Source organism: Isoptericola cucumis, from assembly GCF_014635665.1.
GTDB classification, from domain to species: domain Bacteria; phylum Actinomycetota; class Actinomycetes; order Actinomycetales; family Cellulomonadaceae; genus Isoptericola; species Isoptericola cucumis.
The window spans coordinates 378,759-401,723 of record NZ_BMDG01000002.1 but is presented as its reverse complement, the minus strand read 5'-3'; the positions used below and the strand labels follow the sequence as shown (position 1 = coordinate 401,723).

Annotated in this window: 18 protein-coding genes; 4 read left to right on the top strand and 14 right to left on the bottom strand. The window is 74.3% G+C overall.

Translation table 11 applies throughout. The features are described from left to right. Window positions 1-2: 2 nt before the first annotated feature. Both IEW03_RS03990 and IEW03_RS03985 read right to left on the bottom strand, forming a co-directional pair. Complete coding sequence (locus tag IEW03_RS03990) at window positions 3-1,361, bottom strand: ABC transporter substrate-binding protein (protein WP_188522342.1); 1,359 nt, start codon at window positions 1,359-1,361, stop codon at window positions 3-5. Between the two features lie 139 nt (window positions 1,362-1,500). Next, window positions 1,501-2,712: an ROK family transcriptional regulator gene (locus IEW03_RS03985; protein ID WP_229737367.1), complete on the bottom strand. Its 1,212-nt coding sequence runs from the start codon at window positions 2,710-2,712 to the stop codon at window positions 1,501-1,503. Between the two features lie 140 nt (window positions 2,713-2,852). Here IEW03_RS03985 and IEW03_RS03980 point away from each other — a divergent pair, with 140 nt between their 5' ends. Further along, window positions 2,853-3,842, top strand: a complete 990-nt coding sequence (locus IEW03_RS03980) for an acetylxylan esterase (RefSeq protein ID WP_188522340.1) — start codon at window positions 2,853-2,855, stop codon at window positions 3,840-3,842. 22 nt (window positions 3,843-3,864) lie between these two features. Here the strand turns inward: IEW03_RS03980 and IEW03_RS03975 are convergent, their stop codons facing one another. The 8 genes from IEW03_RS03975 to IEW03_RS03940 all read right to left on the bottom strand — a co-directional run bounded on the left by IEW03_RS03975 (window position 3,865) and on the right by IEW03_RS03940 (window position 14,225). After that, window positions 3,865-4,827, bottom strand: a complete 963-nt coding sequence (locus IEW03_RS03975; RefSeq protein WP_188522339.1) for a 4-(cytidine 5'-diphospho)-2-C-methyl-D-erythritol kinase — start codon at window positions 4,825-4,827, stop codon at window positions 3,865-3,867. Next, the gene (gene rsmA, locus IEW03_RS03970; RefSeq protein WP_188522338.1) at window positions 4,824-5,696 is read right to left on the bottom strand and encodes a 16S rRNA (adenine(1518)-N(6)/adenine(1519)-N(6))-dimethyltransferase RsmA; all 873 of its coding nucleotides are present in this window, start codon (window positions 5,694-5,696) and stop codon (window positions 4,824-4,826) included. The genes IEW03_RS03975 and rsmA overlap by 4 nt, the downstream gene beginning before the upstream one ends. 20 nt (window positions 5,697-5,716) lie before the next feature. Next, window positions 5,717-7,045, bottom strand: coding sequence for a resuscitation-promoting factor (locus tag IEW03_RS03965; RefSeq protein WP_188522337.1), 1,329 nt, complete (start codon window positions 7,043-7,045; stop codon window positions 5,717-5,719). A 365-nt stretch (window positions 7,046-7,410) separates the two neighbouring features. Then, window positions 7,411-8,679, bottom strand: coding sequence for a resuscitation-promoting factor (locus IEW03_RS03960; RefSeq protein ID WP_229737366.1), 1,269 nt, complete (start codon window positions 8,677-8,679; stop codon window positions 7,411-7,413). A 236-nt stretch (window positions 8,680-8,915) separates the two neighbouring features. Beyond that, window positions 8,916-10,196: a resuscitation-promoting factor gene (locus IEW03_RS03955; RefSeq protein WP_229737365.1), complete on the bottom strand. Its 1,281-nt coding sequence runs from the start codon at window positions 10,194-10,196 to the stop codon at window positions 8,916-8,918. Further along, window positions 10,193-11,122: a TatD family hydrolase gene (locus IEW03_RS03950; RefSeq protein ID WP_188522335.1), complete on the bottom strand. Its 930-nt coding sequence runs from the start codon at window positions 11,120-11,122 to the stop codon at window positions 10,193-10,195. Before IEW03_RS03950 ends, IEW03_RS03955 begins: the two co-directional genes overlap by 4 nt. Before the next feature lie 4 nt (window positions 11,123-11,126). After that, a complete protein-coding gene (gene metG / locus IEW03_RS03945) occupies window positions 11,127-12,935 on the bottom strand; it encodes a methionine--tRNA ligase (protein WP_188522334.1) in 1,809 nt (602 codons plus the stop codon). Window positions 12,936-12,998: 63 nt separating this feature from the next. Further along, window positions 12,999-14,225 (bottom strand): PQQ-dependent sugar dehydrogenase, encoded by a 1,227-nt coding sequence (locus IEW03_RS03940; RefSeq protein WP_188522333.1) that lies wholly within the window; start codon window positions 14,223-14,225, stop codon window positions 12,999-13,001. Between the two features lie 117 nt (window positions 14,226-14,342). Between IEW03_RS03940 and IEW03_RS03935 the strand changes: the two genes are divergently transcribed. After that, window positions 14,343-14,945 carry an isochorismatase family protein gene (locus IEW03_RS03935; RefSeq protein ID WP_188522332.1) on the top strand — a complete coding sequence of 201 codons (603 nt, stop codon included), beginning with the start codon at window positions 14,343-14,345 and terminating at the stop codon, window positions 14,943-14,945. A 58-nt stretch (window positions 14,946-15,003) separates the two neighbouring features. Here IEW03_RS03935 and IEW03_RS03930 read toward each other — a convergent pair whose 3' ends face one another. Continuing rightward, entirely contained in the window at window positions 15,004-16,020 is a 1,017-nt protein-coding gene (locus tag IEW03_RS03930) for a helix-turn-helix transcriptional regulator (protein ID WP_188522331.1), read from the bottom strand. Window positions 16,021-16,126: 106 nt separating this feature from the next. Between IEW03_RS03930 and IEW03_RS03925 the strand changes: the two genes are divergently transcribed. Next, on the top strand, window positions 16,127-16,594 hold the full coding sequence (locus IEW03_RS03925) for a VOC family protein (protein WP_188522330.1): 468 nt from the start codon (window positions 16,127-16,129) through the stop codon (window positions 16,592-16,594). A gap of 7 nt (window positions 16,595-16,601) precedes the next feature. Here the strand turns inward: IEW03_RS03925 and rsmI are convergent, their stop codons facing one another. Continuing rightward, on the bottom strand, window positions 16,602-17,564 hold the full coding sequence (gene rsmI, locus IEW03_RS03920; protein ID WP_188522329.1) for a 16S rRNA (cytidine(1402)-2'-O)-methyltransferase: 963 nt from the start codon (window positions 17,562-17,564) through the stop codon (window positions 16,602-16,604). Between the two features lie 35 nt (window positions 17,565-17,599). On the opposite strand from rsmI, the gene IEW03_RS03915 reads away from it, so the two are divergent. Continuing rightward, window positions 17,600-19,435, top strand: a complete 1,836-nt coding sequence (locus tag IEW03_RS03915; RefSeq protein WP_188522328.1) for a dolichyl-phosphate-mannose--protein mannosyltransferase — start codon at window positions 17,600-17,602, stop codon at window positions 19,433-19,435. Window positions 19,436-19,484: 49 nt separating this feature from the next. On the opposite strand, the gene IEW03_RS03910 is transcribed toward IEW03_RS03915, so the two are convergent. Both IEW03_RS03910 and IEW03_RS03905 read right to left on the bottom strand, forming a co-directional pair. After that, window positions 19,485-20,978, bottom strand: coding sequence for a beta-N-acetylhexosaminidase (locus tag IEW03_RS03910; RefSeq protein WP_229737364.1), 1,494 nt, complete (start codon window positions 20,976-20,978; stop codon window positions 19,485-19,487). A gap of 189 nt (window positions 20,979-21,167) precedes the next feature. Further along, the gene (locus tag IEW03_RS03905) at window positions 21,168-22,892 is read right to left on the bottom strand and encodes a hypothetical protein (protein WP_188522327.1); all 1,725 of its coding nucleotides are present in this window, start codon (window positions 22,890-22,892) and stop codon (window positions 21,168-21,170) included. Window positions 22,893-22,965 lie beyond the last annotated feature (73 nt).

The following is a 22,965-nucleotide window of genomic DNA, read 5'->3' as shown; positions in this document are numbered from 1 at the left end:
GCTCAGCCCTCCGTGGTGTTCTCTTCGCCGACCTGGTCGACCACGGCCTGGTCGTAGGCGGCGGCTGCGTCCTCGGGCGACGCCTGTCCGGTCATGACGGCCTCCATCGCGACCTGGATCGCGTTGGAGATCTGCGCGTAGTCGGACGTGGCCGGGCGGAAGTTCGTCACCTCGACGAGGTCGGAGAAGAACGGCACGGTCGGGTTCGCCTCGGCGTACGACGGCTCCTCGGCGACGTCGGTGCGCACCGCGATCTGGCTGTTGTCGATCGCGAACCGCAGCGAGTTCTCCTTGTCGAGCGCCATCGTCAGCACGTCGAACGCCTCGTCCGGGTGCTCCGTGCCGGCGCCGACGGACAGGGTCCAGCCGCCGGACATGCTCACCGCGCCGGGTTCCTGGCCGTCCTGCGTGGGCATCGCGGCCGTGCCCATGACCTCGGTCCACTCGGGCCAGGGCGCGGTGCCCTCCTCCAGCCACGTGCCCGGCATCCACGACCCGTCGAGGGCGATGCCCAGCTGGTCGGCGGGCAGCCACTCGGCCGAGACGGTGTTGCCGACGTTGGGGTCGAGCGCCTGCTGCGGCGTCGGGGCGAGCCCCTCGGAGTAGATGGTCTCGATGAAGGCCAGCGAGTCGACGAACTCCTGCGAGCCGACGACCCACTTCGACGACGCGTCGTCGTAGAGCGTGCCGCCCGTGCCGTACAGGAGCATCTCGAAGCCCTGCATCGTCGAGCCCTCGCCCATGGGCTTGCCCGAGTACACGTTGAGCGGGATGACGTCCGGGTCGGCCTTCTTGATGGCGCGGGCGGCCTCGAGCAGCTCGTCCCAGGTCTTCGGGGCCCAGTCCTCGGGCAGGCCCGCCTTGGCCAGCACCTTCTTGTTGAACCACAGGCCGCGGGTGTCGGTGCCCATGGGCACGCCGTACGTCTTGCCGTCGTCGCCGAGCCCGGCCTGCTTCGCGGTGTCGACGAACTGGTCCCACTCGTCCCAGCCGGCGAGGTGGTCGTCGAGCGGCAGGAGGTATCCCGCCTCGACGTCGGACTTGATCATGAACGTGTCCTCGTACATGAGGTCCGGCGCGGTGCTCGGCGAGCGCTGCATGAGGGCCAGCTTGGTGAAGTAGTCGTTCTGGCTGGCCTCGATGGGCACGAGCTCGATGGTGACGTCGGGGTTGGCGTCCTCGTACTCCGCCTTGACGTCCTTGAACAGCTCGTCGGCCTGCGTGAAGTTGCCGAACTTCTGGTAGGCGATCTTGATCGTCGCCTCGCCGTCGTCGCCGCCCGTGCCCGAGCCGCACGCGCCGACCACAAGGACGAGCGCTGCTGCCGCGGTTCCCGCGGCCAGGGGTCGTGCCAGTCGCATGGTGCTCCTTTGCCCACAGTGCGTGGCCCGACGGCGTCGGGCCGCCTGACGCGATTAACTCAACAGAATAGATTTAATGATGTCAACCCTCTCACGGGTGCCGGCCCGAAGCGGTCACGAGGGTCCGGTTCGGCGGCCCTCAGGGCTGCACGACGCCCGTGGCGCCAACCAGCCCGGACGGCCGCGGCGCGAAGGCGTCGTCGAGCACCAGGCTCGCCGCCCCGACGGCGCCCACGTCGTCGCCGACCGCGGACCCGAGCACCTCCACCGGGTGCATCTCCCGCAGCGTCGCGTGCGCGGCGAGCTCTGCTCGCACGACGGGCACGTAGAACGGCGCGAGCCGCGACCAGCTCGGCCCGCCGAAGACCACGACGTCGGCGTCCACCAGGTCGGCGACGATCGTGATCCCGCGCGCGACCCGGCGTGCCGAGGTGCGCAGCACGTCGCCCGCCGACCGGTCGCCCGCGCCGGCCTGCCGGCACACCCGGGTGAGCGCGGCGTCCAGCTCGCGCGGCGTGACCCGCGGCGTGCCGGGGTCGAGCAGACCGCGGTCGACCGCGTCGCGCACGAGCGTCGCCGGCGCGGCGCTCACCCCGATGCAGCCCCGGTGCCCGCAGTCGCACGAGGGGCCGTCCGGATCCACGATGAGGTGGCCCACCTCCCCCGCGTTGCGGGACGTGCCGGCGAAGAGCTCGCCCTCGTGCGCGACGGCGGCCGCGACCCCGAAGCCCATGGAGAAGAACAACGACGTGCCCCGCAGCATCCGGTTGCCGCGCCACAGCTCCGCGACCATCGCCGCGCTCACGTCCTTCTCGAGCAGCACGTCGAGGCCGGTGGCGCGCGCCAGCGCGTCGCGCAGGGGGACGTCGGACCAGCCCTCCAGCAGCGGCGGGTGGATGACCCGCCCGGCGGACATGTCGATCGGCCCCGGCGCGGCCACCCCGAGCCCCAGAACCCCGGCCGGCTCGATGCCCGCGGCGTCGAGCAGCTCGCGGGTGGTCGTGGCGACGGCCGAGACCAGCGCGTCGGGGCCGACGGGCGTCGGCAGCGTCCGGCGCTGGAGCACCGCCCCGTCGAGGTCGGTGAGCACGGCGGTCACGACCACCGGGTCCACGTGCACGCCGAGGGCGTGCGCACCCCGCGGGTCCAGGTGCAGCATCGTGCGCGGCTTGCCCCGCCCCTCGGCCTTGCGCTCCCCCTCGACCACCAGCCCGCGCGCCAGCAGCCGGGTGACGATGTTCGAGATCGTCTGCAGGGACAGCCCCGTGCTGGCGGCCAGCTCCACGCGGCTCACGCCGTGCGCGGCCCGGCGGATCCGGTCGAGCACCACGCGCTGGTTGAAGTCCCCCACGCGCGGCAGGTTGGTCCCGCGTCCCACTGCGTCCCCCCGCTCGCCCTCGCTCGACCCGCCTGACGACGTCGTCCCGCGCGCGACGCTACAGTGCTGACGCGCCGGCACGGACGCCGGTCCGCTCGCGACCCGGAGGACCCATGGCCCAGTTCGACCTGTCCCGCGCCGAGCTCGAGGCGTACCGTCCCGAGCTCGACGAGCCCGCCGACTTCGACGAGTTCTGGACCGGGACGATCGCCGAGGCGCGCAGGCACGGCGGCGGCCCGGAGCTGGTCCGCGTGGACACCGGGCTCACCGCCGTCGTGGTCGACGACGTGACCTTCCCCGGCTTCGGCGGGCACCCGGTCAAGGGCTGGCTGGTGCGGCCCGCGCACGCCGAGGGGCCGCTCCCCGCCGTCGTCGAGTTCCTCGGGTACGGCGGCGGACGCGGCCTGCCGCACGAGCGGCTCGCCCTGGCCGCCGCGGGGTACGCGCACCTGGTGATGGACACGCGCGGGCAGGGCACGGGCTGGGGCTCGGGCGGCGACACCCCGGACCCGGTCGGCAGCGGGCCGGCCCTGCCGGGCGTCATGACCCGCGGCGTCCTCGACCCGGCCGACCACTACTACCGGCGCGTGTTCACCGACGGGGTGCGGGCCGTCGACGCCGTGCGCCAGGTCGACGGCATCGACCCCGCGCGCGTCGCGGTCGCCGGCATCAGCCAGGGCGGCGGGATCACCCTCGCCGTGGCCGGCCTGGTCCCCGACGTCGCGGCGGCCCTGCCGGACGTGCCCTTCCTGTGCCACTACCGGCGCGCCGTCGAGATCTCCGACGCCATGCCCTACGGCGAGATCACGAAGTACCTGTCGGTGCACCGGGAGCACGAGGACGCCGTGTGGCGCACGTTCTCCTACCTCGACGGGGTGAGCTTCGCGCGCCGGGCCCGCGCCGCCGGGCTGTTCTCCACGGCGCTCATGGACACCGTCTGCCCGCCGTCCACCGTGTACGCCGCGTTCAACTCCTGGGGCCTGCACACCGGGGCCGACGGCCCCGCCGAGAAGCGGATCGACGTCTACCCCTACAACGGGCACGAGGGCGGCGAGGCCTACCGGTTCGCCCCGGCCCTGGCCTGGCTGGCCAAGCACGTCTGACCGGCCGACAGCAACGTGCGGGTCAGGGCAGGACGCGGGCGCCCTGCGCCGGGCCGCTGGTGCACCACACCGCGTCGGCGGCACCCTCCGCCGTCCACGTCGCGGCGATGGCGAGCGCGTGCTGGCGCGAGCGTGCCAGGGCCGCGACGCTGGGGCCGGAGCCGGAGACGAGCGTGCCCAGCGCCCCCGCCTCGCGGGCGACCTCCAGCGTGCGGGCCAGCTCGGGGCGCAGCGACAGGGCGGCCTCCTGGAGGTCGTTGTGCAGCGCGGCACCCAGCGCGTGGGGGTCGCCGGCGCGCAGCGCCTGCATGAGCCCGGTCTCCTCGGCCAGGCCGGGGTCCGCGGGCATCTCGTCGGGCGCGTCGCCCGACGGGGCGCCGGCGCCGAGCTCGTCGAACCGCCCGTAGACGGCGGGAGTCGAGAGGCCGTCGTCGCGGGTGGCGAAGACCCAGTGGAACTCGCCGCGCGTCATGGCCGGCGTGAGCAGGTGCCCGCGGCCCGTGCCGACGGCGGTGTGGCCCAGCAGCGCGAAGGGGACGTCGGAGCCCAGCCCGGCGGCGACGGTCTGCAGCTCGGAGCGGGGCAGGCCGGTCTCCCAGAGGGCGTCGCACGCCACCAGGGTCGCGGCGGCGTCCGCCGAACCGCCGGCCATGCCGCCCGCCACGGGCACGCCCTTGACGACGTGCAGCGCGACGTCGGCGGCCAGCCCGACGTGCTCGGCGAGCGCCTCGGCCGCGCGCCAGGCGAGGTTGGTGCGGTCGAGCGGCACCCGCTCGGCCTGCGGGCCGTCGACGGTGAGGCTCACGCCGGAGCCGGGCGGCACCTCCCGGGCGGTGACCTCCTCGTACAGGGCGACGGCCTGGAAGATCGTCACGAGCGGGTGGAAGCCGTCGTCCTGCACCGGGCCGACCCGCAGGGACAGGTTGATCTTGCCGGGCGCGCGGACGCGGACGGACGGCGTCGGGGCGGCGGCGAGGTGCGTCACGCGTCCACCGTGCCAGCAGGTCGCCCCAGCCGCTCGGCGATCCGCGCGAAGTCGGCGACGTCGAGCCGCTCCCCCCGCAGGCCCGGGTCGACGCCGGCGGCGCGGAGCGCCTCCTCCGCGGCGGCGCCCGAGCCGAACAGCCCGGACAGCGCGGCCCGCAGCGTCTTGCGGCGCTGGGCGAACGCGGCGTCGATGACCGTGAAGACCTGCTCGCGCGACGCCGTGGTCGGCGGCGGGTCACGACGCTCCAGCGCCACGAGCGCGGAGTCGACGTTCGGCACGGGCCAGAAGACGTTGCGGCTCACGGTGAGGGACCGCCGCGCGGCGGCGTACCAGGCCGCCTTGACGGACGGGATGCCGTACGTGCGCGAGCCGGGCGGGGCGGCGAGCCGGTCGGCCACCTCCGCCTGCACCATGACGAGCACGCGCTCGAGGGAGTCGAAGCGCTGCAGGAACGTCAGCAGCACGGGGACGGCGACGTTGTAGGGCAGGTTCGCCACCAGGGCGGTGGGCGGCTCCCCCGGCAGCGCGGTGACGTCCAGCGCGTCGGCCACCACGACCTCGAAGTCGGCGCCGGGGGCGTGCGCGGCCACGGTGGCCTCGATCTCGCCGGCGAGCACCGGGTCGATCTCGACCGCGACCACGGAGCAGCCGGCCTCGAGCAGGCCGAGGGTCAGGGACCCGAGGCCGGGGCCGATCTCGACCACCCGCTCGCCGGGCCGCAGGGCCGCCGCACGCACGATCTTGCGGACGGTGCCGCCGTCGTGCACGAAGTTCTGGCCGAGCGTCTTGGTGGGCCGCACGCCGAGGCGCCCTGCCAGCTCGCGGATCTCCGCAGGGCCGAGCAGGGCGCCAGGGGTATGGGTCATGCAGGGAGTTTAGCCGTGGCTCAGTACCAGCCGACGGACTGCGAGTGGCCCCACGCGCCGCACGGGGTGCCGTAGCGGCCGGAGATGTAGTCCAGGCCCCACTCGATCTGCGTGGCGGGGTTGGACTGCCAGTCGGAGCCGGCGGTCGCCATCTTCGAGCCGGGCAGGGACTGCGGGATGCCGTAGGCGCCCGAGGAGGGGTTCGTCGCCGAGGCGTCCCAGCCGGACTCCTTGGTCCACAGGGACTCGAGGCAGGTCCACTCCGAGCCGGTCCAGCCGCGGGCGGCGGCCATCTGCTGGCCGATCTCGCGGGTGGAGCCGGTCGGCGTCGCCGGCTCGGGCTCGGGGCGCTCCTTGGTGCCCTTGACGAGCACCTCGGTCACCGGCTTCTTGGTGACCTCGTCGGAGACCTTGGACTTCTTGACGACGTCGCCGTCCACGGTCGTCACCCGGTGCACCACCGTGCGGACGCCGTCGGCGCCCTCGCGAGAGACCTTCGCGTCGAGGTCGGAGTAGCGGTCGCCCGACCTCTTGGTCGTCGTGTCGTGCGCGACGTCCTTCTTCGTGGTGACCTTCTTGGTCTCCACCCGCTCCACCACGAGGGCGACCTGCGGGGCCTCCGCCGGGGCGTCGGCGTCCTGCGAGGCGACGTTCTCGACCTCGGTGCCGGGCTCGGCCTTCTCGGCCTTCTTCTCGGTCTTCTTCGCCGCCGTGACGACGTCCTTCTTCACCTCGGGGTGCGACGCGGCGGTCACGTGCACGCGGTCGTCGCCGTCGATCGAGACGTCCGCCTGCTGCAGCGCGCCCGCCACGTCCTCGGCGTCGTCGACGATCTGCGCGTCGCCGTCGTGCACGACGGCGACGGGGCCGTCGGTGTCGAGGTCGACCGGGAGCGAGGTCCGCTCGCCCGAGCGCGACGCGATGATGCGCACGTCGCCGCCGCGGGCGGTGAGGGTGTCGAGGGCCTCGTCCGCGTCGAGGGCGGTGACCCAGGCGTCGGTCCGCTCGCCGTCGACCTGGAGGTCGAGCTGCTTGCCGCTGCGCACGACGACGTCGGCGTCCTCCGACAGGTCGCTGGTCGCGGCGGGGGCGACCAGGTCGCGCTCGTCCACGACGACGCCCTGCGACTCGAGGAGCGCGTCCACGGAGTCGGCCATGGTCGTCACGGTGCGCACGTTGCCGTCGACGTCGAGCGTGACGGTCTTGCGCGCGTCGCCGTACGCCAGCGCGCCACCGGCGACCGCGACGGCCACGGCGGCCGTGGCGGCCACGAGCGGCCAGCGGCGGCGTCGGACGGTGCCGCTCGCGGTCGCGGCGGTCTCGGGGGTGGTGTCAGGGGTGAGGGTCACAGGGGTCCAGTCGTCGCGGGTTCCGGCCACGGCGGTCGAGTGCGGGCAGGGCGCCCTCCGCACCCGTCCGCGGACGGGGTCGCCCGCGGGCGACGTCGGCACCGGGTGGTGCCATCACGGACTCGACCCGCCGATCCGGCGGTCGACATCCCGCGCGGCCATACACCTTGTGGGCGCGGCTCGCACGCGGGACATCCGACCGTAACCGATTCGTTATCAGGTTCCTAGCTCAGCGCCCGCTCCGTGACGAAGGACACGGGCGCGGCGGGGCCGGAAAGCGAGACCGCCCGGCCCCGTGCGGGGCCGGGCGGTCTCGTCGTCGGCCGCGACCCGCAGGTCACGACCCAGGTGTCACGACGGTGACGTCAGAGCAGGCCGAGCTGGGCGGCACAGGCGGGCCACTGGCCCCACCCGGACTGCGCCTGCAGGGCCTGGGCGCGCTGCGTCTGCTCGGCTGCCGAGGCGTCCGAGGGCAGGCCGCTGCCGCCCATGGCGGCCCAGGTCTCCGCGGAGAACTGGTACAGGCCGTAGTAGCCGTTGCCGGTGTTCGTCGTCGGGTCGCCGCCCGACTCGCACTCGGCGAGCTGGGCCCACACGCCCGCAGGGGCGGAGCCCCCGGACGACGAGCCGGAGTCGGACGACGAGTCCGTGCTCTCCTCGGCCGGGGCCGGCTCGGGCTCGGGCGCCGGCTCGGGCTCCGGCTCAGGGCGCTCCTTGGTGCCCTCGACCACGACCTCGGTGACCGGCTTCGTCGTCACCTTGTCCGACAGCTTCTCGCGGTCGGTGACCTTGCCGTCGACGGTCGTCACGCGGAAGACGCGTGTCCGCTCGCCGTCCTTCCCCTCCTGGGCAACGGTGCTGCCCAGGTCGGCGAACCGGTCGGCGTCGGTCTTGGTGCGCGTCTCGTGCTCGATCGCGGCCTTCTTGGTGACCTTCTTCGTCTCGACGCGCTCGACGACGACCCGCACGGTGGGGTCGCCCTCGGTCTTCGGCGCCTGACGCTCGACGTAGACGTTGTCGTCGCCGTCGACCGTGACGTCGAGGCCGGCGAGGATCGGCTCGAGGCCGACGCTCGCGTCGTCGACCACGGTCGTGGTGCCGTCGACGGCGACCGCGACGGGCTCCTCGGCGTCCAGCCGCAGGGGCAGCGACGCGCGGTCGCCGGAGCGGGACGCGACGAGCGCGACGTCGGAGCCGCGGGCGTCGAGGCCCTGCAGCGCCTCGTCGGCGTCGAGCGCGGTGACCCAGACGTCGTCGCGCTCGCCGTCCACGTCCACCGTGAGCTCGCGCCCGTAGCGGACGACGACGTCGGAGCCGTCGCGCAGCGCGGCGTCCGCGCCCGGGGTGACCGCGTCACGGTCGCCCACGCGGACGCCCTGCGACTCGAGCAGCCCGGAGACGGAACCGGAGTAGGTGTCGACGGTGCGGGTCTCACCGTCGATGTCGAGGGTGACGGTCTTGTGCGCCTGCCCGTAGGCGGCGGCTCCACCACCGGCGAGGACGATCGCGCCTGCCGCGAGGCCCGCGACGAGCGGCCAGCGCCGGCGCGTACGGGTCGAGGTGCCGGCCGCGGTGGCGGCCTCCTCGGAGGCCGGCGCGGACGACGGGGTCGGGGTGTCGTTCGAGGGGTTCACACGGGTCCAGTCATCAGTGGTCCCGGGCACGATGGCGGGTTCCCGGCTGGCGGTCGGGTCCGGTCATCGATCCGGCGGCTCCAGAGACCGTAACCGGATCGTGACCATCCACCAAGACGCCCTGTGGTAGTTATGCCCGGGTCTGTGCTCGGTTGACCGGAAAGTCACGGGGTTCGATCACGCCACACTCAGCGTGTCGCCCCCGTCGTGTCGCCCCGTCGGGTCGTCAGTAGTCGTCAGTACCAGCCGACGTCCACCGAGTGGCCCCACGCGGCGCACGGCGACCCGTAGCGGCCGGCGATGTACCCCAGGCCCCACTCGATCTGCGTGGACGGGTTGGTCTCCCAGTCGGCGCCGGCGGTCGCCATCTTCGAGCCCGGGAGGGCCTGCGGGATCCCGTACGCGCTGCTGGCCGGGTTGTCCGCGTTCCAGCGCCAGCCGGACTCCTTGTCCCACAGGTTCTCGAGGCAGGGCCACTCCGCGCCGGTCCAGCCGCGCTCGGCCGCCATCGCCTGCCCGATCGCCTTGGCGGAGCCCGGGTCCGGGGTGGCCGTGGCGACGTCCATGGTGCCGACGAGGATCTCCTCGTCCACCGGCTCGCGCGTGACCTCGCGCTTCTTCACCGTGCGCTCGATCTCGGCGCCGTCGAGCGTCTTGACGGAGTACGTCGTGACCCGCTCCCCCGGCACCCCCGCCGTGCGGACCGTCTCGTAGCCCTTCGGGAGGTCGTCGGACTCGATCGTCCTCGTCTCGAACGGGATGACCTCGGTCGTGGTGTCCGAGCTCGAGTCGCCCCGGCTCACCAGCACGACCATGCCGTCCACGGCGGCCCCGTCGAGCGGCGCGGACGTGCGGTCGTGCTTGCCGAGGGAGATGCCCGCCTTGTCGAGCACGTCGCGCACCGTGGCCTGCGACGTGCGGATGGGCAGCACCGACCCGTCCACCGCGACGTGCACCGTCTTGACCGTCGACACGCGCACGGCGTCGCGGTCGAGCACGGACGAGCGGGACGCCGACGTCACCGCGCCGTCGCCACGCGGCCCGAGCGCCGCGAGCAGCTCGCCGACGGTGTGCGCCGTCGTCGGGAAGGTCGTGAGCTCGCCGTCGATCTCGACGGTCACCTCGCGGCTCGTGCGGACCACGACCTCGCCGCCGTCCCGGGCCGACGCGCTCGCCGCGGGCTGCACCAGGTCGTCGGGACCCACCGGGATGTGGTGGTAGGCCAGCAGGTCGCCCACGGAGTCGCCGTAGGCGTCGACGGTGGCGATCTGCCCGTCGTAGTCGATCGTCACCGACTTGTGCTGCTGCGCCACGGCGAGGGAGCCGCCCAGGAGGGCGACCAGCACCACGCCGTGCACGGCATGGCGGGCCGGGGTGGGCAGCGGGTCACGGCCCTGCCGCCGGCCGGCCCTCCGGCCCTGCCGCCGGTCGTCCTGCCCGGCCGTCCTGCTCGCACTCCGCACGGGCACCAGACCGTAGCGGAACCGGCGCCGGGGAGGAAGGGGCCCGTCGGTCACGCCGGACCGTCGAACGACCCGTAGACCTGCACGGACGTGGCCGAGACCGCCGAGCAGACCTCGTCCAGCGGTCGCCCGAGGACGCCCGCCATCGCCCGCACGGTGTGCGCGGCGACGTACGGCGCGTTGGGCTGCCCGCGGTACGGGTGGGGCGGCAGGAACGGTGCGTCAGTCTCGACGAGCACCTGACCGAGCGGCACCGCCCGCAGGGCGGCGCGCAGGTGCTCGTTCTTCGGGTACGTCACCGGGCCGGCGAACGACAGGTACCAGCCGTGGGACGCCGCCAGCCGCGCCATCTCCTCGTCGCCCGAGTAGCAGTGGAAGACGGTGCGCTCGGGGGCGCCGTCGGCCAGCAGGACGTCGATCACCTGCGCGTGCGCGTCGCGGTCGTGGATCTGCAGCGCCAGGCCGAGCTCCTTGGCGAGCGCGACGTGGGCGCGGAACGCCTCGCGCTGGGCGATCTCGCCCCGCGGCCCGGTGCGGAACAGGTCCATGCCGGTCTCGCCGATCGCCCGCACCCGCGGGTTGGCGCGGGCCACCTCGGCGACACGGGCCAGCGCGTCGTCGAGCGACACCTCGTGGTGCGCCGCCGGGTCCGGCTCCAGCCCGTCGGGCCCGACCTCGCGCACCCCCGCGTGCAGCACCGCCTCGTTGGGGTGGATGGCGACGGCACCCAGCACCCGCGCCGCGTCGGCGCCGCGGAGCAGGGCGTCCGTCCAGTCGATCGCCGGCAGGTCGGAGCCGACCTGGACCACCCGGTCGACGCCGGCCGCGGCGGCCCGGGCCAGGTGCTCTGCCACGGTGGGCACCGGGACGTCCTGCGGCAGGACGGCGGCGATCACGTCCAGGTGGGTGTGGTTGTCGACGACGGGCAGGGGCAGGGGCTCGGGGGCGGCGGGGAAGCCCCGCTCGCGCTTGCGCGCCACCCGGTCAGGCCGTCCGTCGCAGCCGCTCGAGCTCCTCGTCGACGATCGAGTCGTCGAGCTTGGTGAACACCGGCACCGGCTTCGCGACCGGGGTGCCGGGCGCCACCGGGCGCGACGTCCACTCCGGGAACCCGCCCTCACCATGCTGGTCGGACAGGTAGTCCCCCGTGATCACCGGGTACTCGCGGGAGTCGTCGTCGAGGTCGGTGACCTCCTCGATGCGCGGCTGCGGGGCGAACGTACCGGTGCCGCCGAAGGTCTCGTGCACCTTCTGCGCCGAGTGCGGCAGGAAGGGGCTCAGCAGCGTGTTGCAGTCGCTGACCGCCTGCGTGACCGTGTGCAGCACCGTGCCGAGGCGCTCCGGGTCGGTCTTGAGCTTCCACGGCGCCGTCTCCGACACGTACCGGTTGACGTCGCCGACCACGCGCATCGCCTCCGCGACGGCGGCCCGCTGCCGGTTCGCCTCGACGAGGTCGCCGATGGTGCCGAACGCCTTCGACGTCGTCGCCAGGACGTCGCGGTCGACGTCGGCCAGCTCGCCCGGCGTCGGGATCTCGCCGAAGTTCTTGTGGACCATGCTCGCCGTGCGGTTGACGAGGTTGCCCCAGCCCGCGACGAGCTCGTCGTTGGTGCGGCGCAGGAAGCTCTCCCACGTGAAGTCGACGTCCTGGCTCTCCGGCCCGGCCGCCGCGACGTAGTAGCGGAAGGCGTCCGGCTGGTAGCGCGCCAGCATGTCGCGCACGTAGATGACGACGCCGCGCGAGGACGAGAACTTCTGCCCCTCGACGTTGAGGAACTCGCTGCTGACCACCTCGGTGGGGAGCTGGAGCTCGCCGTACGGACCGGGCGCGCCGCCCTTGTTCCCCCGCCCGTCGTAGGCCAGCAGCTCGGCCGGCCAGATCTGGGAGTGGAACGTGATGTTGTCCTTGCCCATGAAGTAGAACGACCGCGCGTCCTGGTCGGTCCACCAGGCGCGCCACGCCTCCGGGTCGCCCGTGCGCCGCGCCCACTCGATCGACGCGGACAGGTAGCCGATGACGGCGTCGAACCACACGTACAGGCGCTTGGTGGGGTTCTCCTCCCAGCCGGGCAGCGGGACCGGGATGCCCCAGTCGATGTCGCGCGTCATGGCGCGCGGGCGCACGTCGTCGAGGAGGTTGCGGCTGAAGTTCAGCACGTTCGGCCGCCACCCCGACCGGGTACCCAGCCAGGACGCCAGCGAGTCCACGAGCGCGGGCAGGTCGAGGAAGAAGTGGTCCGACTCGACGAACTTCGGCGTCTCGCCGTTGATGCGGCTGCGCGGGTTCTTCAGGTCGATCGGGTCGAGCTGGTTGCCGCAGTTGTCGCACTGGTCGCCGCGCGCGCCGTCGTACCCGCAGATGGGGCACGTGCCCTCGATGAAGCGGTCGGGCAGCGTGCGGCCCGTCGACGGGGAGATCGCGCCCATCGTGGTCTTCTCGACCATGTAGCCGTTCTTGTGGACCGTGCGGAACATCTCCTGCACGACGGCGTAGTGGTTGCGCGTGGTGGTGCGGGTGAACAGGTCGTAGGACAGCCCGAGCGACGCCAGGTCCTCCACGATGACGCGGTTGTACCGGTCGGCGAGCTCCTGCGGCGTCACGCCCTCCTGCTCCGCCTGCACGAGGATCGGCGTCCCGTGCTCGTCCGTGCCGGAGACCATCAGCACGTCGTGACCCGCCATCCGCATGTACCGGCTGAAGACGTCGGAGGGGACGCCGAAGCCGGCGACGTGGCCGATGTGCCGCGGGCCGTTGGCGTAGGGCCATGCCACGGCCGAGAGGATGTGGGTCATGCGGGCGATTCTAGGGCCCGGACGCCGGGGCGGCTCCGACGTCCCGCAGCCCGGTCGGGTCCGTCAGCCGAGCGTGACGTGCACCAGCCGGTCGTCGTCCTCGCGCGGCGAGCCGCGGCCGTCCGTGTTGCTCGTCAGCAGCCACAGGCCGGTGCGGTCGGTCGCGGCGACGGCCCCGACGTTGCGCAGCCGGCCCAGCTCGCCGCGCAGCAGCGCCTGCGGCCGGCCGAGGCCGGCGTGGTCGCCGTCGCGCTCGACGTCGGCGGTCTCGTCGGCGCTCTCGTCGGCGGTCTCGTCGGCGGTCTCGAGGAACGGCACGCGCCACAGCGTCTCGCCGCGCAGCCCGGCGAGGTAGACGGCGTCGGCGGTCACGGTCAGGCCGGACGGCGACGCCTCGGCGGGCGTCCACCACGCGACCGGGTCGACGAGGTCGCCGCCGGACCCGCCCGACCCGCTCGGCCCCTCGGCGTCCGGCCACCCGTAGTTCCCGCCCGCGACGATCACGTTGAGCTCGTCCCAGGTGTTCTGCCCGAACTCGCTCGCGAACATCCGCCCATCCGGGTCCCAGCCGAGGCCCTGCACGTTGCGGTGCCCGGACGACCACACCGGCGAGCCGGGCTCCGGGTTTCCGGGGGCGGGCTCGCCGTCGGGCGTCATCCGCAGGATCTTGCCCCCGAGCGAGCCCGGGTCCTGGGCGTTCGCCGTGTCCGCCGCGTCGCCCGTGCCCACGTAGAGGTGGCCGTCGGGGCCGAACGCCAGCACGCCGCCGTCGTGGTTCGCGGCGCGCGGGATCCCCTCGACGACCGGGGTCAGCTCGCCCAGCTCGGTGCCGTCCAGGGTGCCGCGCAGCACCGCGTTGTCGTCGGCGCCCGTGCGGTACACGAACACCTCGCCCGGCCGCTCCGCGCCCTGCGGCGCGACCGCGACGCCGAGCAGGCCCGCCTCTCCGCCTGGCACCGTCTCGGCCGCGAGCCGCTCGGCGCCAGGGCCGGTGACCGGCGTCGTCGTGCCGGTGGCCAGGTCGACGATCACCAGCCGTGCGGCGTCGCGCAGGCTCACCAGCAGGTGCTCGTCCGGCAGCGCGGCGAGCCCCCACGGCACGTCGAGGCCGTCGACGACGCCCGTGACCGCGGCCCGTGGCTGTTCCCGCGGCTCCAGGGTGGGCTGCGGCTGTCCGCTGGTGGGCAGCAGCATCCGGTCCTCGGGCGGCGGGCCGGGGCTCGTGCACCCGGCGGCGAGCGCGAGGACGGCCGCCGCGACGACGGTGCCGTGCCTTCGGGTGCGCGTCATCCGCCCATCCTGCTGGCCCGCGCCGCAGGGCGCACCGGCATCCGGCCGTCGGGCGCCCGGTTCACCCGTGGTGTGCACCACTCACGCCGTCCGGACGAACGGTGGCAGAGTGGACGCATGAGCGACACCACCGCCTCGCCGCCGGTCCCCCGGCGCGCCCTCGTCGTCGTCGACGTGCAGCCCACGTTCTGCGAGGGCGGTGAGCTCGCCGTCGACGGCGGTGACCAGGTCGCACGCGACGTCGCCGCGTACGTCGCGGCGCACCGGGGCCGCTACGCGCTGGTCGTGACGACGCAGGACTGGCACGTCGACCCCGGCGACCACTTCAGCGACACCCCCGACTTCGTCGACTCGTGGCCGCCGCACGGCATCGCCGGCACCCCGAACGCCGAGCTGCACCCGGCCCTCGCCGACCTGCACCCCGACGTCTCCGTGAAGAAGGGGCAGTACGCGCACGGCTACTCCGGTTTCGAGGGCACCGACGACGACGGCCGCACGCTGGAGCAGGCGCTGCGCGACGCGCGCATCGAGGCCGCCGACGTCGTCGGGCTCGTCGAGTCGCACTGCGTCAAGCGCACCGCCCTGGACGCCGCCGGCCTCGGGCTCGCGACCCGCGTGCTCACCGACCTCACCATCCCCGTGAGCCCCGAGCAGGGCGAGCAGGCCCGGCGCGAGCTCACCGCCGCGGGCGTCGAGCTGGGCCTCTCCACCGCCGGCTGAGCCGTCGAGACGCATCGGTCCCGACGCCGCGCTCGCGACCAGGTCGGTGGGTCCGTGCTCACCCGGGCTCGGGTCCGGGAGGGCCCGCGCGCCGCACGGCGGCGGTGGCTGTGTTGCGGACGGCGAGAAGTGCGAACGCTCGGGTGAGCTCGGGCGGGTGGACGACCTCGATGTCGGTGTCGAAGCGGTTGAGGGAGGCCGCGAGGGCCACCCACGACCAGGAGCCGGCTTCGAGGGCGCACCGGTCGGGTCCGAGGTCTTCGACGGTCCCGTCGCCGGCGAACGGGACCACCTCCCTGGCCGGCCGGCGGAGGACGACCTTGCCGGTGCACGGCCAGCGATCGTGCTCGCTCGAGCCTTTGAAGCGAGCGGACACGTAGTCGACGACGTCGCCTCCGGGGATCTCGCGTGGTGTGAAACGCGGCCCGGTCGGGATGCGCGGGGTGATGCGGTCGGCGCGGAAGAGGCGCCAGTCGTCGCGGTCGAGGTCCCAGGCGACGAGGTACCAGCGTCCTCGTGAGGTGACGAGATGGTGCGGTTCGCCGCGGCGCCGCGGTGCCGGCTCTCCTCGGGCGTCCTGGTGGCCGCCCGCGTAGTCGAAGCGGAGCACCTCGCGAGCACGGACGGCTGTGGAGATCGCGGTGAGAACCTCGGACGACACGGCCTCCGGCCCTGCGTCTCCGTGTCCGGCGCCGAGGGTGGTGAAGGCGAGGGCGTCCAGGCGGTGGCGCAGGCGGGAGGGCATCACCTGCCGCACGGTGGTCAGCGCACGGACCGCGGCCTCCTCGATGCCTGCGCCGGTGGCGGTGGCGGCTCCCAGGGCGACGGCGAGGGCGACCACCTGGTCGTCGTCGAACAGCAGTGGCGGCAGCTCGTTCCCCGCGTCGAGGCGATAGCCGCCGTCGGGTCCCATCGTGGCGTGGATGCTGTACCCCATCTCCCGGAGCCGGTCGACGTCGCGGCGTACCGTCCGCGGGCTGATGCCGAGCCGGTCCGCGAGCACGGAGCCTGGCCAGTGGCGCCTGGTCTGCAGCAGCGACAGCAGACGCAGCAGCCGCGAGGTGGTCGTGGTCACGCCGTCGACGATAGGCGGGTCTAGGACGGAAACTGACCTACTCGGTGGGAAGACTGGCTTCTCGACCGGGGAAGCGCCCCGTCGAGACCCTCACCTTGGAGCGGACATGAGCCTGACAACGACCACCCACCTCAACTTCCGCGGCGATGCGCGCGCGGCGCTGGAGCTCTACCGGTCCGTCTTCGGCGGACAGCTCACGATCGTGACCTACGGCGACCTCGGAGCCCCGGAGGACGCCCCCGGCGCGGACGACGTCGTCTTCGGGCAGGTCGAGGCCGACAACGGGTTCCGGGTGATGGGTTACGACGTCCCGGGCACCTCGGGCGGGTACACGTCCGCTCCGGGTACGACGCGACGAGAGAACGGCACGACCGTCACCGACCAGCCGTTCTTCGTCTCCGTGCGCGGCGACAGCCTCGACGAGGTCCGGGCCTACTGGGACAAGCTCTCCGAGGGCGCGTCGATCGTCGAGACCCTCGCCGCCTCGGCATGGAGCCCGGGTTTCGGCATGCTCACCGACCGGCACGGTGTCACCTGGAGCATCGACGTCGCCGCCCCCGACGACGTCGCGTGACGCCGGTCTACCTCGCGGCGAGGGCCGCCGCGTAGAGGTCGCGCTTGGGCACGCCCGCCGTCGTCGCGACGTCGGCGACGGCGGCCTTCAGCCGCTCCCCCGCCGCGACGCGGGCCAGCACCTCGGCCGCCAGATCCTCGACGCCCGGCGCCTCGCGCGGCGGCGCCCCGCCGACGACGACGCAGATCTCGCCGCGCAGGCCGTCGCCGTCGGCGGCGCGCTCCTCCGCCTCCGCGACCAGCTCCGCGAGGGACCCGCGCAGCGCCTCCTCGTACGTCTTGGTCAGCTCCCGGCACACCGCCGCCGGGCGTCCGTCGCCGAACGCCTCCGCCATCGCGCGCAGCGTCTCCGTGATGCGGTGCGGCGCCTCGAAGAAGACCATCGTGCGCGGCTCGGCCGCCAGCGCCGTGAGCCAGCGCGCACGCTCCCCGGCCTTGCGGGGCACGAACCCCTCGAACGTGAACCGGTCGGTGGGCAGGCCCGACAGGGCCAGGGCCGTGAGCACCGCCGACGGCCCGGGGGCCGAGGTCACCCGCAGCCCGCGCTCCACCGCCCGCGCCACGACCCGGTAGCCGGGATCCGACACGACGGGCATCCCGGCGTCCGACACGACGACCACCGTCCCGCCGCCCGCGACGACGTCGAGCAGCTCGTCGGCCCGCGCCGTCTCGTTGTGCTCGTGGTACGACGTGACCCGCCCGCCCACGGTCACGCCCAGCCGGGCCGCCAGGGCGTGCAGCCGGCGGGTGTCCTCCGCGGCGACCACGTCCGCCTCCGCGAGCAGCCGCCGCAGCCGCGGCGACGCGTCCTCGACGTTCCCGATCGGCGTCGCCGCCAGCACGACCGCACCCGCCTCGGGGGCGCCGGCGTCGGGGGCACCGCGCCGCGCACCGGCCGGGACCGTCGTGGCGGGCGGCTCGTCGGGGGAGGAAGCGTCGGGGCCACGCTCGGCGGCCGGGTGGGCGGTCATGGAGACCAGCGTCCCACGCCTCTACGATGGCGCGGATGACCGAACCCGACGCCGACGCCGCCGCCGTCGGAGAGCCGCCGTCCCCCGTCGTGGCGCCCGCGACCCGGGCCAGGCACCTCGCCACCGACGCGCCGCCGCGGGACGAGCAGGAGCCGCACGAGCGCGAGCCGCAGGGCGACCAGGAGCCGGCGCAGCCCGCCGGCGCCGCCCCGCCGCCCGACCCGTGGGCGCGCCCCGTGCCGCCGTTCGTCAGCCCGTCCGACGTGCCCGCCGACGAGCGGTCCACCGAGACCCGGCTGCTGGAGCGCCTGCTGGGCCGTCGCCGGCTGCAGCTCGACCTGCGCGTGCGCGACCGGTTCTGGGGCTGGTTCGGCACGCTCGTCGTGACGCTCGTGGCGGCGGCCGCGCGGCTGTGGCAGCTCGGGCAGCCGCAGACCCTCGTGTTCGACGAGACGTACTACGTCAAGGACGCCTTCACGCTCGGCGAGCTCGGCTTCGAGGGGCAGTGGCCCAAGGAGCCGAACCCCGCCTTCGAGTCGGGCGACGTCTTCACCTTCCTCGAGAAGGCGTCGTACGTCGTCCACCCGCCGGTCGGCAAGTGGATGATCTGGCTCGGCATGGAGGCGGGCGGCGGCGCGACCAGCGCGTTCGCGTGGCGGCTGGCGAGCGCCGTCGTCGGCATCCTCGCCGTGTTCCTGCTGGTGCGGATCGCGCGCCGCCTGTTCTCGTCGTCGCTGATGGGGGTGCTGGCCGGCCTGCTGCTGGCCGTCGACGGCGAGGCGATCGTGCACTCGCGCGTCGCGCTGCTCGACCAGTTCCTCATGCTGTGGGTGCTGGTCGCGTTCGGCTGTCTCGTGATGGATCGCGAGCAGGCCCGGCGGCGGCTCGCGGCCCGGGTGGGTTCCATCCTGGACGCGGGCGGCACGGTGGCCCGGTACGGGCCGCGCCTCGGGTTCCGGTGGTGGCGGCTCGCGGCGGGGGTCAGCCTCGGCCTCGCGTGCGGCACCAAGTGGTCGGGCCTGTGGTTCGTCGCCGTCTTCGGCATCCTCACCGTGCTGTGGGACCTGGCCGCGCGGCGCGCCGCCGGCGTCGGGCGCTGGTGGGAGGACTCCCTCGTCGTCGACGCCGTGCCCGCGTTCGTGACGATCGTGCCGACCGCGCTCGTCGTCTACGTGGCGTCGTGGTGGTCCTGGTTCACCCACCAGGGCGCCTACCTGCGGCAGTGGGCCGCGGACAATCCGGGCGCCGGCGTCACCTGGCTCCCGGACCCGCTGCGCAGCCTCGTCGAGTACCACCGCCAGATGTGGGACTTCCACACCGGGCTGAGCTCCGAGCACGGCTACGCCGCCCACCCCCTGGGGTGGATCGTGCAGTGGCGCCCCACGTCGTTCTTCTGGGAGAAGGACGCCCCCGGCACGGGCGGGTGCCCCGCCGACGCCGCGGACGCCTGCGCGCGGGCGGTCACGTCGCTCGGCAACCCGCTGCTGTGGCTGCTCGCCGCGCTCGCGATCGTCGCCACCGTGTGGCTGGGGGTCCGGCTGCGGGACTGGCGGGCGCTCGCCGTGCTCAGCGGCACCGTCGCCGGCTGGCTGCCGTGGTTCGCGTACGCCCCGCCGTTCAGCGACCGGACCATCTTCACGTTCTACTCGATCGTCTTCACGCCGTGGGTGGTGCTCACGCTGCTGTACCCGATGGTCGTCGCGCTCGAGCGGACGGAGGACCGGCCCGGCCGCGGCCGCACCGTCGCCGTGATCACCGTGGTCGTGGCGATGATCGTCGCCGTGTCGGTGGTCTTCTACCCGCTGTGGTCGGGCATGCAGGTGCCGTACCCGTACTGGCAGTCCGTCATGCGGCTGGAGTCGTGGATCTGACGAGCCGGAGGGGCTGTGGGCGTGAGCCCCACGCCCACAGCACCCCGGATCAGGGCCAGTCGACCTGGGGGGTCGGGTGGAACTCCCACCCCGCGTCGCGCCATGCCGGGGCCTGCGCGGCAGTCCGGGCGCGGAACGCCTCCCAGTCCTTGCGCTCGGGAGCGGTCCACGCCACCTCGGCGACCGCGCCCAGGCGGGGCAGCAGCATGGAGAACAGCTCGTCGCGGGTGGTGATCGTCTCGGTCCAGACGGCGGCCTCGACGCCCTCGACGGCGTCCGCCGACAGCCCGTCGATGACCGCCGTCGGCTCCCACTCGTAGGAGTCGCGCAGCTCGACATGGCCCGCCCAGGCGAGGCCGAGCGGGTGCTCCGGCGTGTACTTCATGTCGAGGTACGCGTGGTTCCCCGGCGACATGATGAAGCGCGCCCCGGCGCCCGCCGCGGCGACGAACCGGTCGAACTCCTCGCCCTTGGGCTCCCAGTACTGCAGCAGCGTGCCCGGCTCGACGGGGCCGCGCGCGCCCTCCTGCCAGAAGACCGGCGTTTTCCCGGACTCACGCACGATCCGGGCCGCGAGCTCGACGAACCTGCCGAACTCCTCGACCTCCATCGTGTGGACCTCGTCGCCCCCCACATGCACCCACTCGCCGACGGTCATCGCCGCCAGGTCGCCGATGACGTCGCGCAGGAACGGCTCGGTGGCCGGGTTGTCGAACCACAGGCGGGAGAAGCCCACCTCGATGCCGTCGTACGAGTCGGTCGGCAGTCCGTCCTTCGTCAGATGGCCGTAGACGTGCGTCGCCGCGTTGATGTGCCCCGGCATGTCGAACTCCGGCACGATCGTGACGAACCGTGCCGCGGCGTACTCCTGCAGCTCGCGGTAGTCCTCGGTCGTGAGGAAGCCGGCGGTGCCGCCGCCCACCTGGTTGTCCGACGCCTTCTCCAGCTCGGGGCGCGACGGGATCTCGATGCGCCACCCCTGGTCGTCGGTGAGGTGCAGGTGCAGCACGCGCAACTTGAACGCCGCGACCAGGTCGACCACGGCGCGCATGTCCGCCGGCCCGAACCAGTGCCGCACGACGTCGAACGACAGGCCCCGCCACCCGTAGCGCGGGGCGTCGTGCACGACGACGGCGGGCACGGTCGGCGCGGCGCCGGCACCGGCCGGCGCGGGCACCAGCTGGCGCAGCGTGCGCACCGCGTGCAGCAGGCCCACCCGCTCGGGGGCCGTGGCGACGACGCCGTCGGCGGCGACCCGCAGGGTGTAGCGCTCCGGGTTGTCGGAGCCGGCCGGCCCGGCACTCTCGTCCAGCCGCAGCACGACGTCGACGACCCCGACGACGTCCGCAGCACCCGCGGCCGCAGGGGCGTCGGCCGAGGAGGCGTCGCCCCCGGTCACGACCGGCAGCCCGGCGGCGGCGAGCTGCTCGGCGGCCAGCCCGGCGAGCTCGGCGTCCGGCGCCGTGATCCGCACCGCCCCCGCGCGCAGCGGCGGCGCGTCGCTCGGTTCGACGGCGGTGGGCCAGGGGATCAGAGGCAGCATCGCGATCAGTCTCCAGACAGGGGTCGGCCAGGGCCGCGGAACATGAAACGTTAGTGACCCTGCCGAATCCCTGTCAACGACGCCGCGCCACCGGCGACCACCCCGGCTCGACGCCGTGCTCCGACCTGCTCCGACCTGCTCCGACCTGCTCCGACCTGCTCCGACCTGCTCCGACCTGCTCCGACCCGGTCAGGACGCGGCGACCAGCACCGGCGCAGGCTCCGACGGGACCGTCCCGGCCACGCCCGGGTACGGCGCGGCCGGGCCGGACCACCCGGCGTGGACGCCGTCGGGCAGACCGATGCTCACCTGCCCCCACACCCACTCGCCGGTGGTGGGGCCGCCGGTGCGGTCGGCCAGCACCACGGTCTCGACCTGCGGCACGGGCCGCAGCTCCGCGCGGTCGACGACGGACTCCGGGCGCGTCTGGTGGACCACGAGCATCGCCGGAGGCAGACCCTCGCCCGTCACGACGCCGGCCAGGTGGTCCACGACGTCCTGCACCTCGGCGACCGGGACCTCGTGGCTCGTCGTCTGCACGCCGTCACCGATCCGGCCCTCCGGGTGCACCGACACGCCCACGCCCCCGGCGCGCAGCAGCGGCTCCACGTGCCGGACCTCCTCGACGAGCGGCGCCGCGCCCGCCCCGATGTCCAGCAGCACGTACACCCCCTCGTCCCGTGCGGCGGCGACGAGCGGCCGCAGCGTGTCGAGCTCCTCCTCGTCCACCCAGTCCCCGTCCTCCCCCGGGGAGCCGGACGACGCGCTCGCCGTCACGACCAGGGTCGGGACGACGAGCTCGCCCTCGGACGTCGTCGGCGGCTCCTGCTCGTCGTCACCGGCGTCGTCCGTCGTGTCGCCGGTCGTGTCGTCCGAAGCGTCGTCCGAAGCGTCGTCCGTCGTGCCGCCCGCCGACTCGTCGGTGGCGTCGGGCACTTCGCCGTAGGCCGCGGCGGCCTCCTGCGCCCGCGCGACGACGGACTCGGGGTCGTCCCAGACGGACGCCGACGTCGTGACGTACCGCGCGGGCAGCAGGTGCTGGGAGCCCGTCGGCAGGAGGGCGGCCCGCTCGGCCGCCGCGACGCGCCAGCCGAACTCCTCCGGGTCGCCGAACGACGCACCCACCCCCACGACCGTGAGCGCCTGCGCCTCGTCCAGCGTGCTGACGGCGCTCAGCGCGCCGAGGTCGCCGCCCGGCACGTCGGCGGGGACCGCGCCGGCCGCCCGCAGCGACGCGATCGCCGCCTCCTGCCCGGGCTGCGGGTCGACGACGGCCAGGACCTCGCGCAGCATCCCCTCACCGGAGCCGTCGTCGGCGCCCGCCGCCACAGGCGTTCCGAGGACGTCCTCGAGGTCTCCGACCAGGTCCGCCAGGTCGTCCTCCTCCAGCTCCGGGTACTCGGGCTGGTCGTCCTCCGGGTCCGCCTGGTCGGGCTCCGGGGGCGTCGTCACGACGTCGGCCTCCAGGTGCACCACCTGCACACCGGCCGCCTCCGCGGCCTCGGCCGCGACACCGTCCTCCTCGCCGACCACCACGGCGGCGCGGGCGCCGAGGCGCTGCAGCTCCTCGCCCAGCCCCCCGTCGGACGTCCCGCCCCGGGCGAGCAGCGCCGGGGCCCGCACCGCGACAGCGGCCGCGGCGAGCGCCCCCCGGGCCTCCTCGTCGTCGGCGTCGGCGAGCACCACCGTCTCGGCGCGGGAGTACACCGTCTGGCTGGCCGTGAGCGCCAGCTCGGCCGGGTCGGCGGAGTCGAGCAGCACGGCGTGCGGCTCGATGTCGCGCACCGCCACGGACGGCGCCGACGCGTCGGGGCTCGCGGCGTCGTCGGTCTGCGGAGCGCTGCACCCGCTGAGCACCAGCGCACCGGTCGCGACGAGGGCAGGCAGGACGAATCGGGCGTTCCGGAGGGGCACGAGCACATCTTTGCGCATCCGACCACCCAGGGTCGATGCCGACCCCCTTCGAGAACGTCCTCGCGGTCGAAAC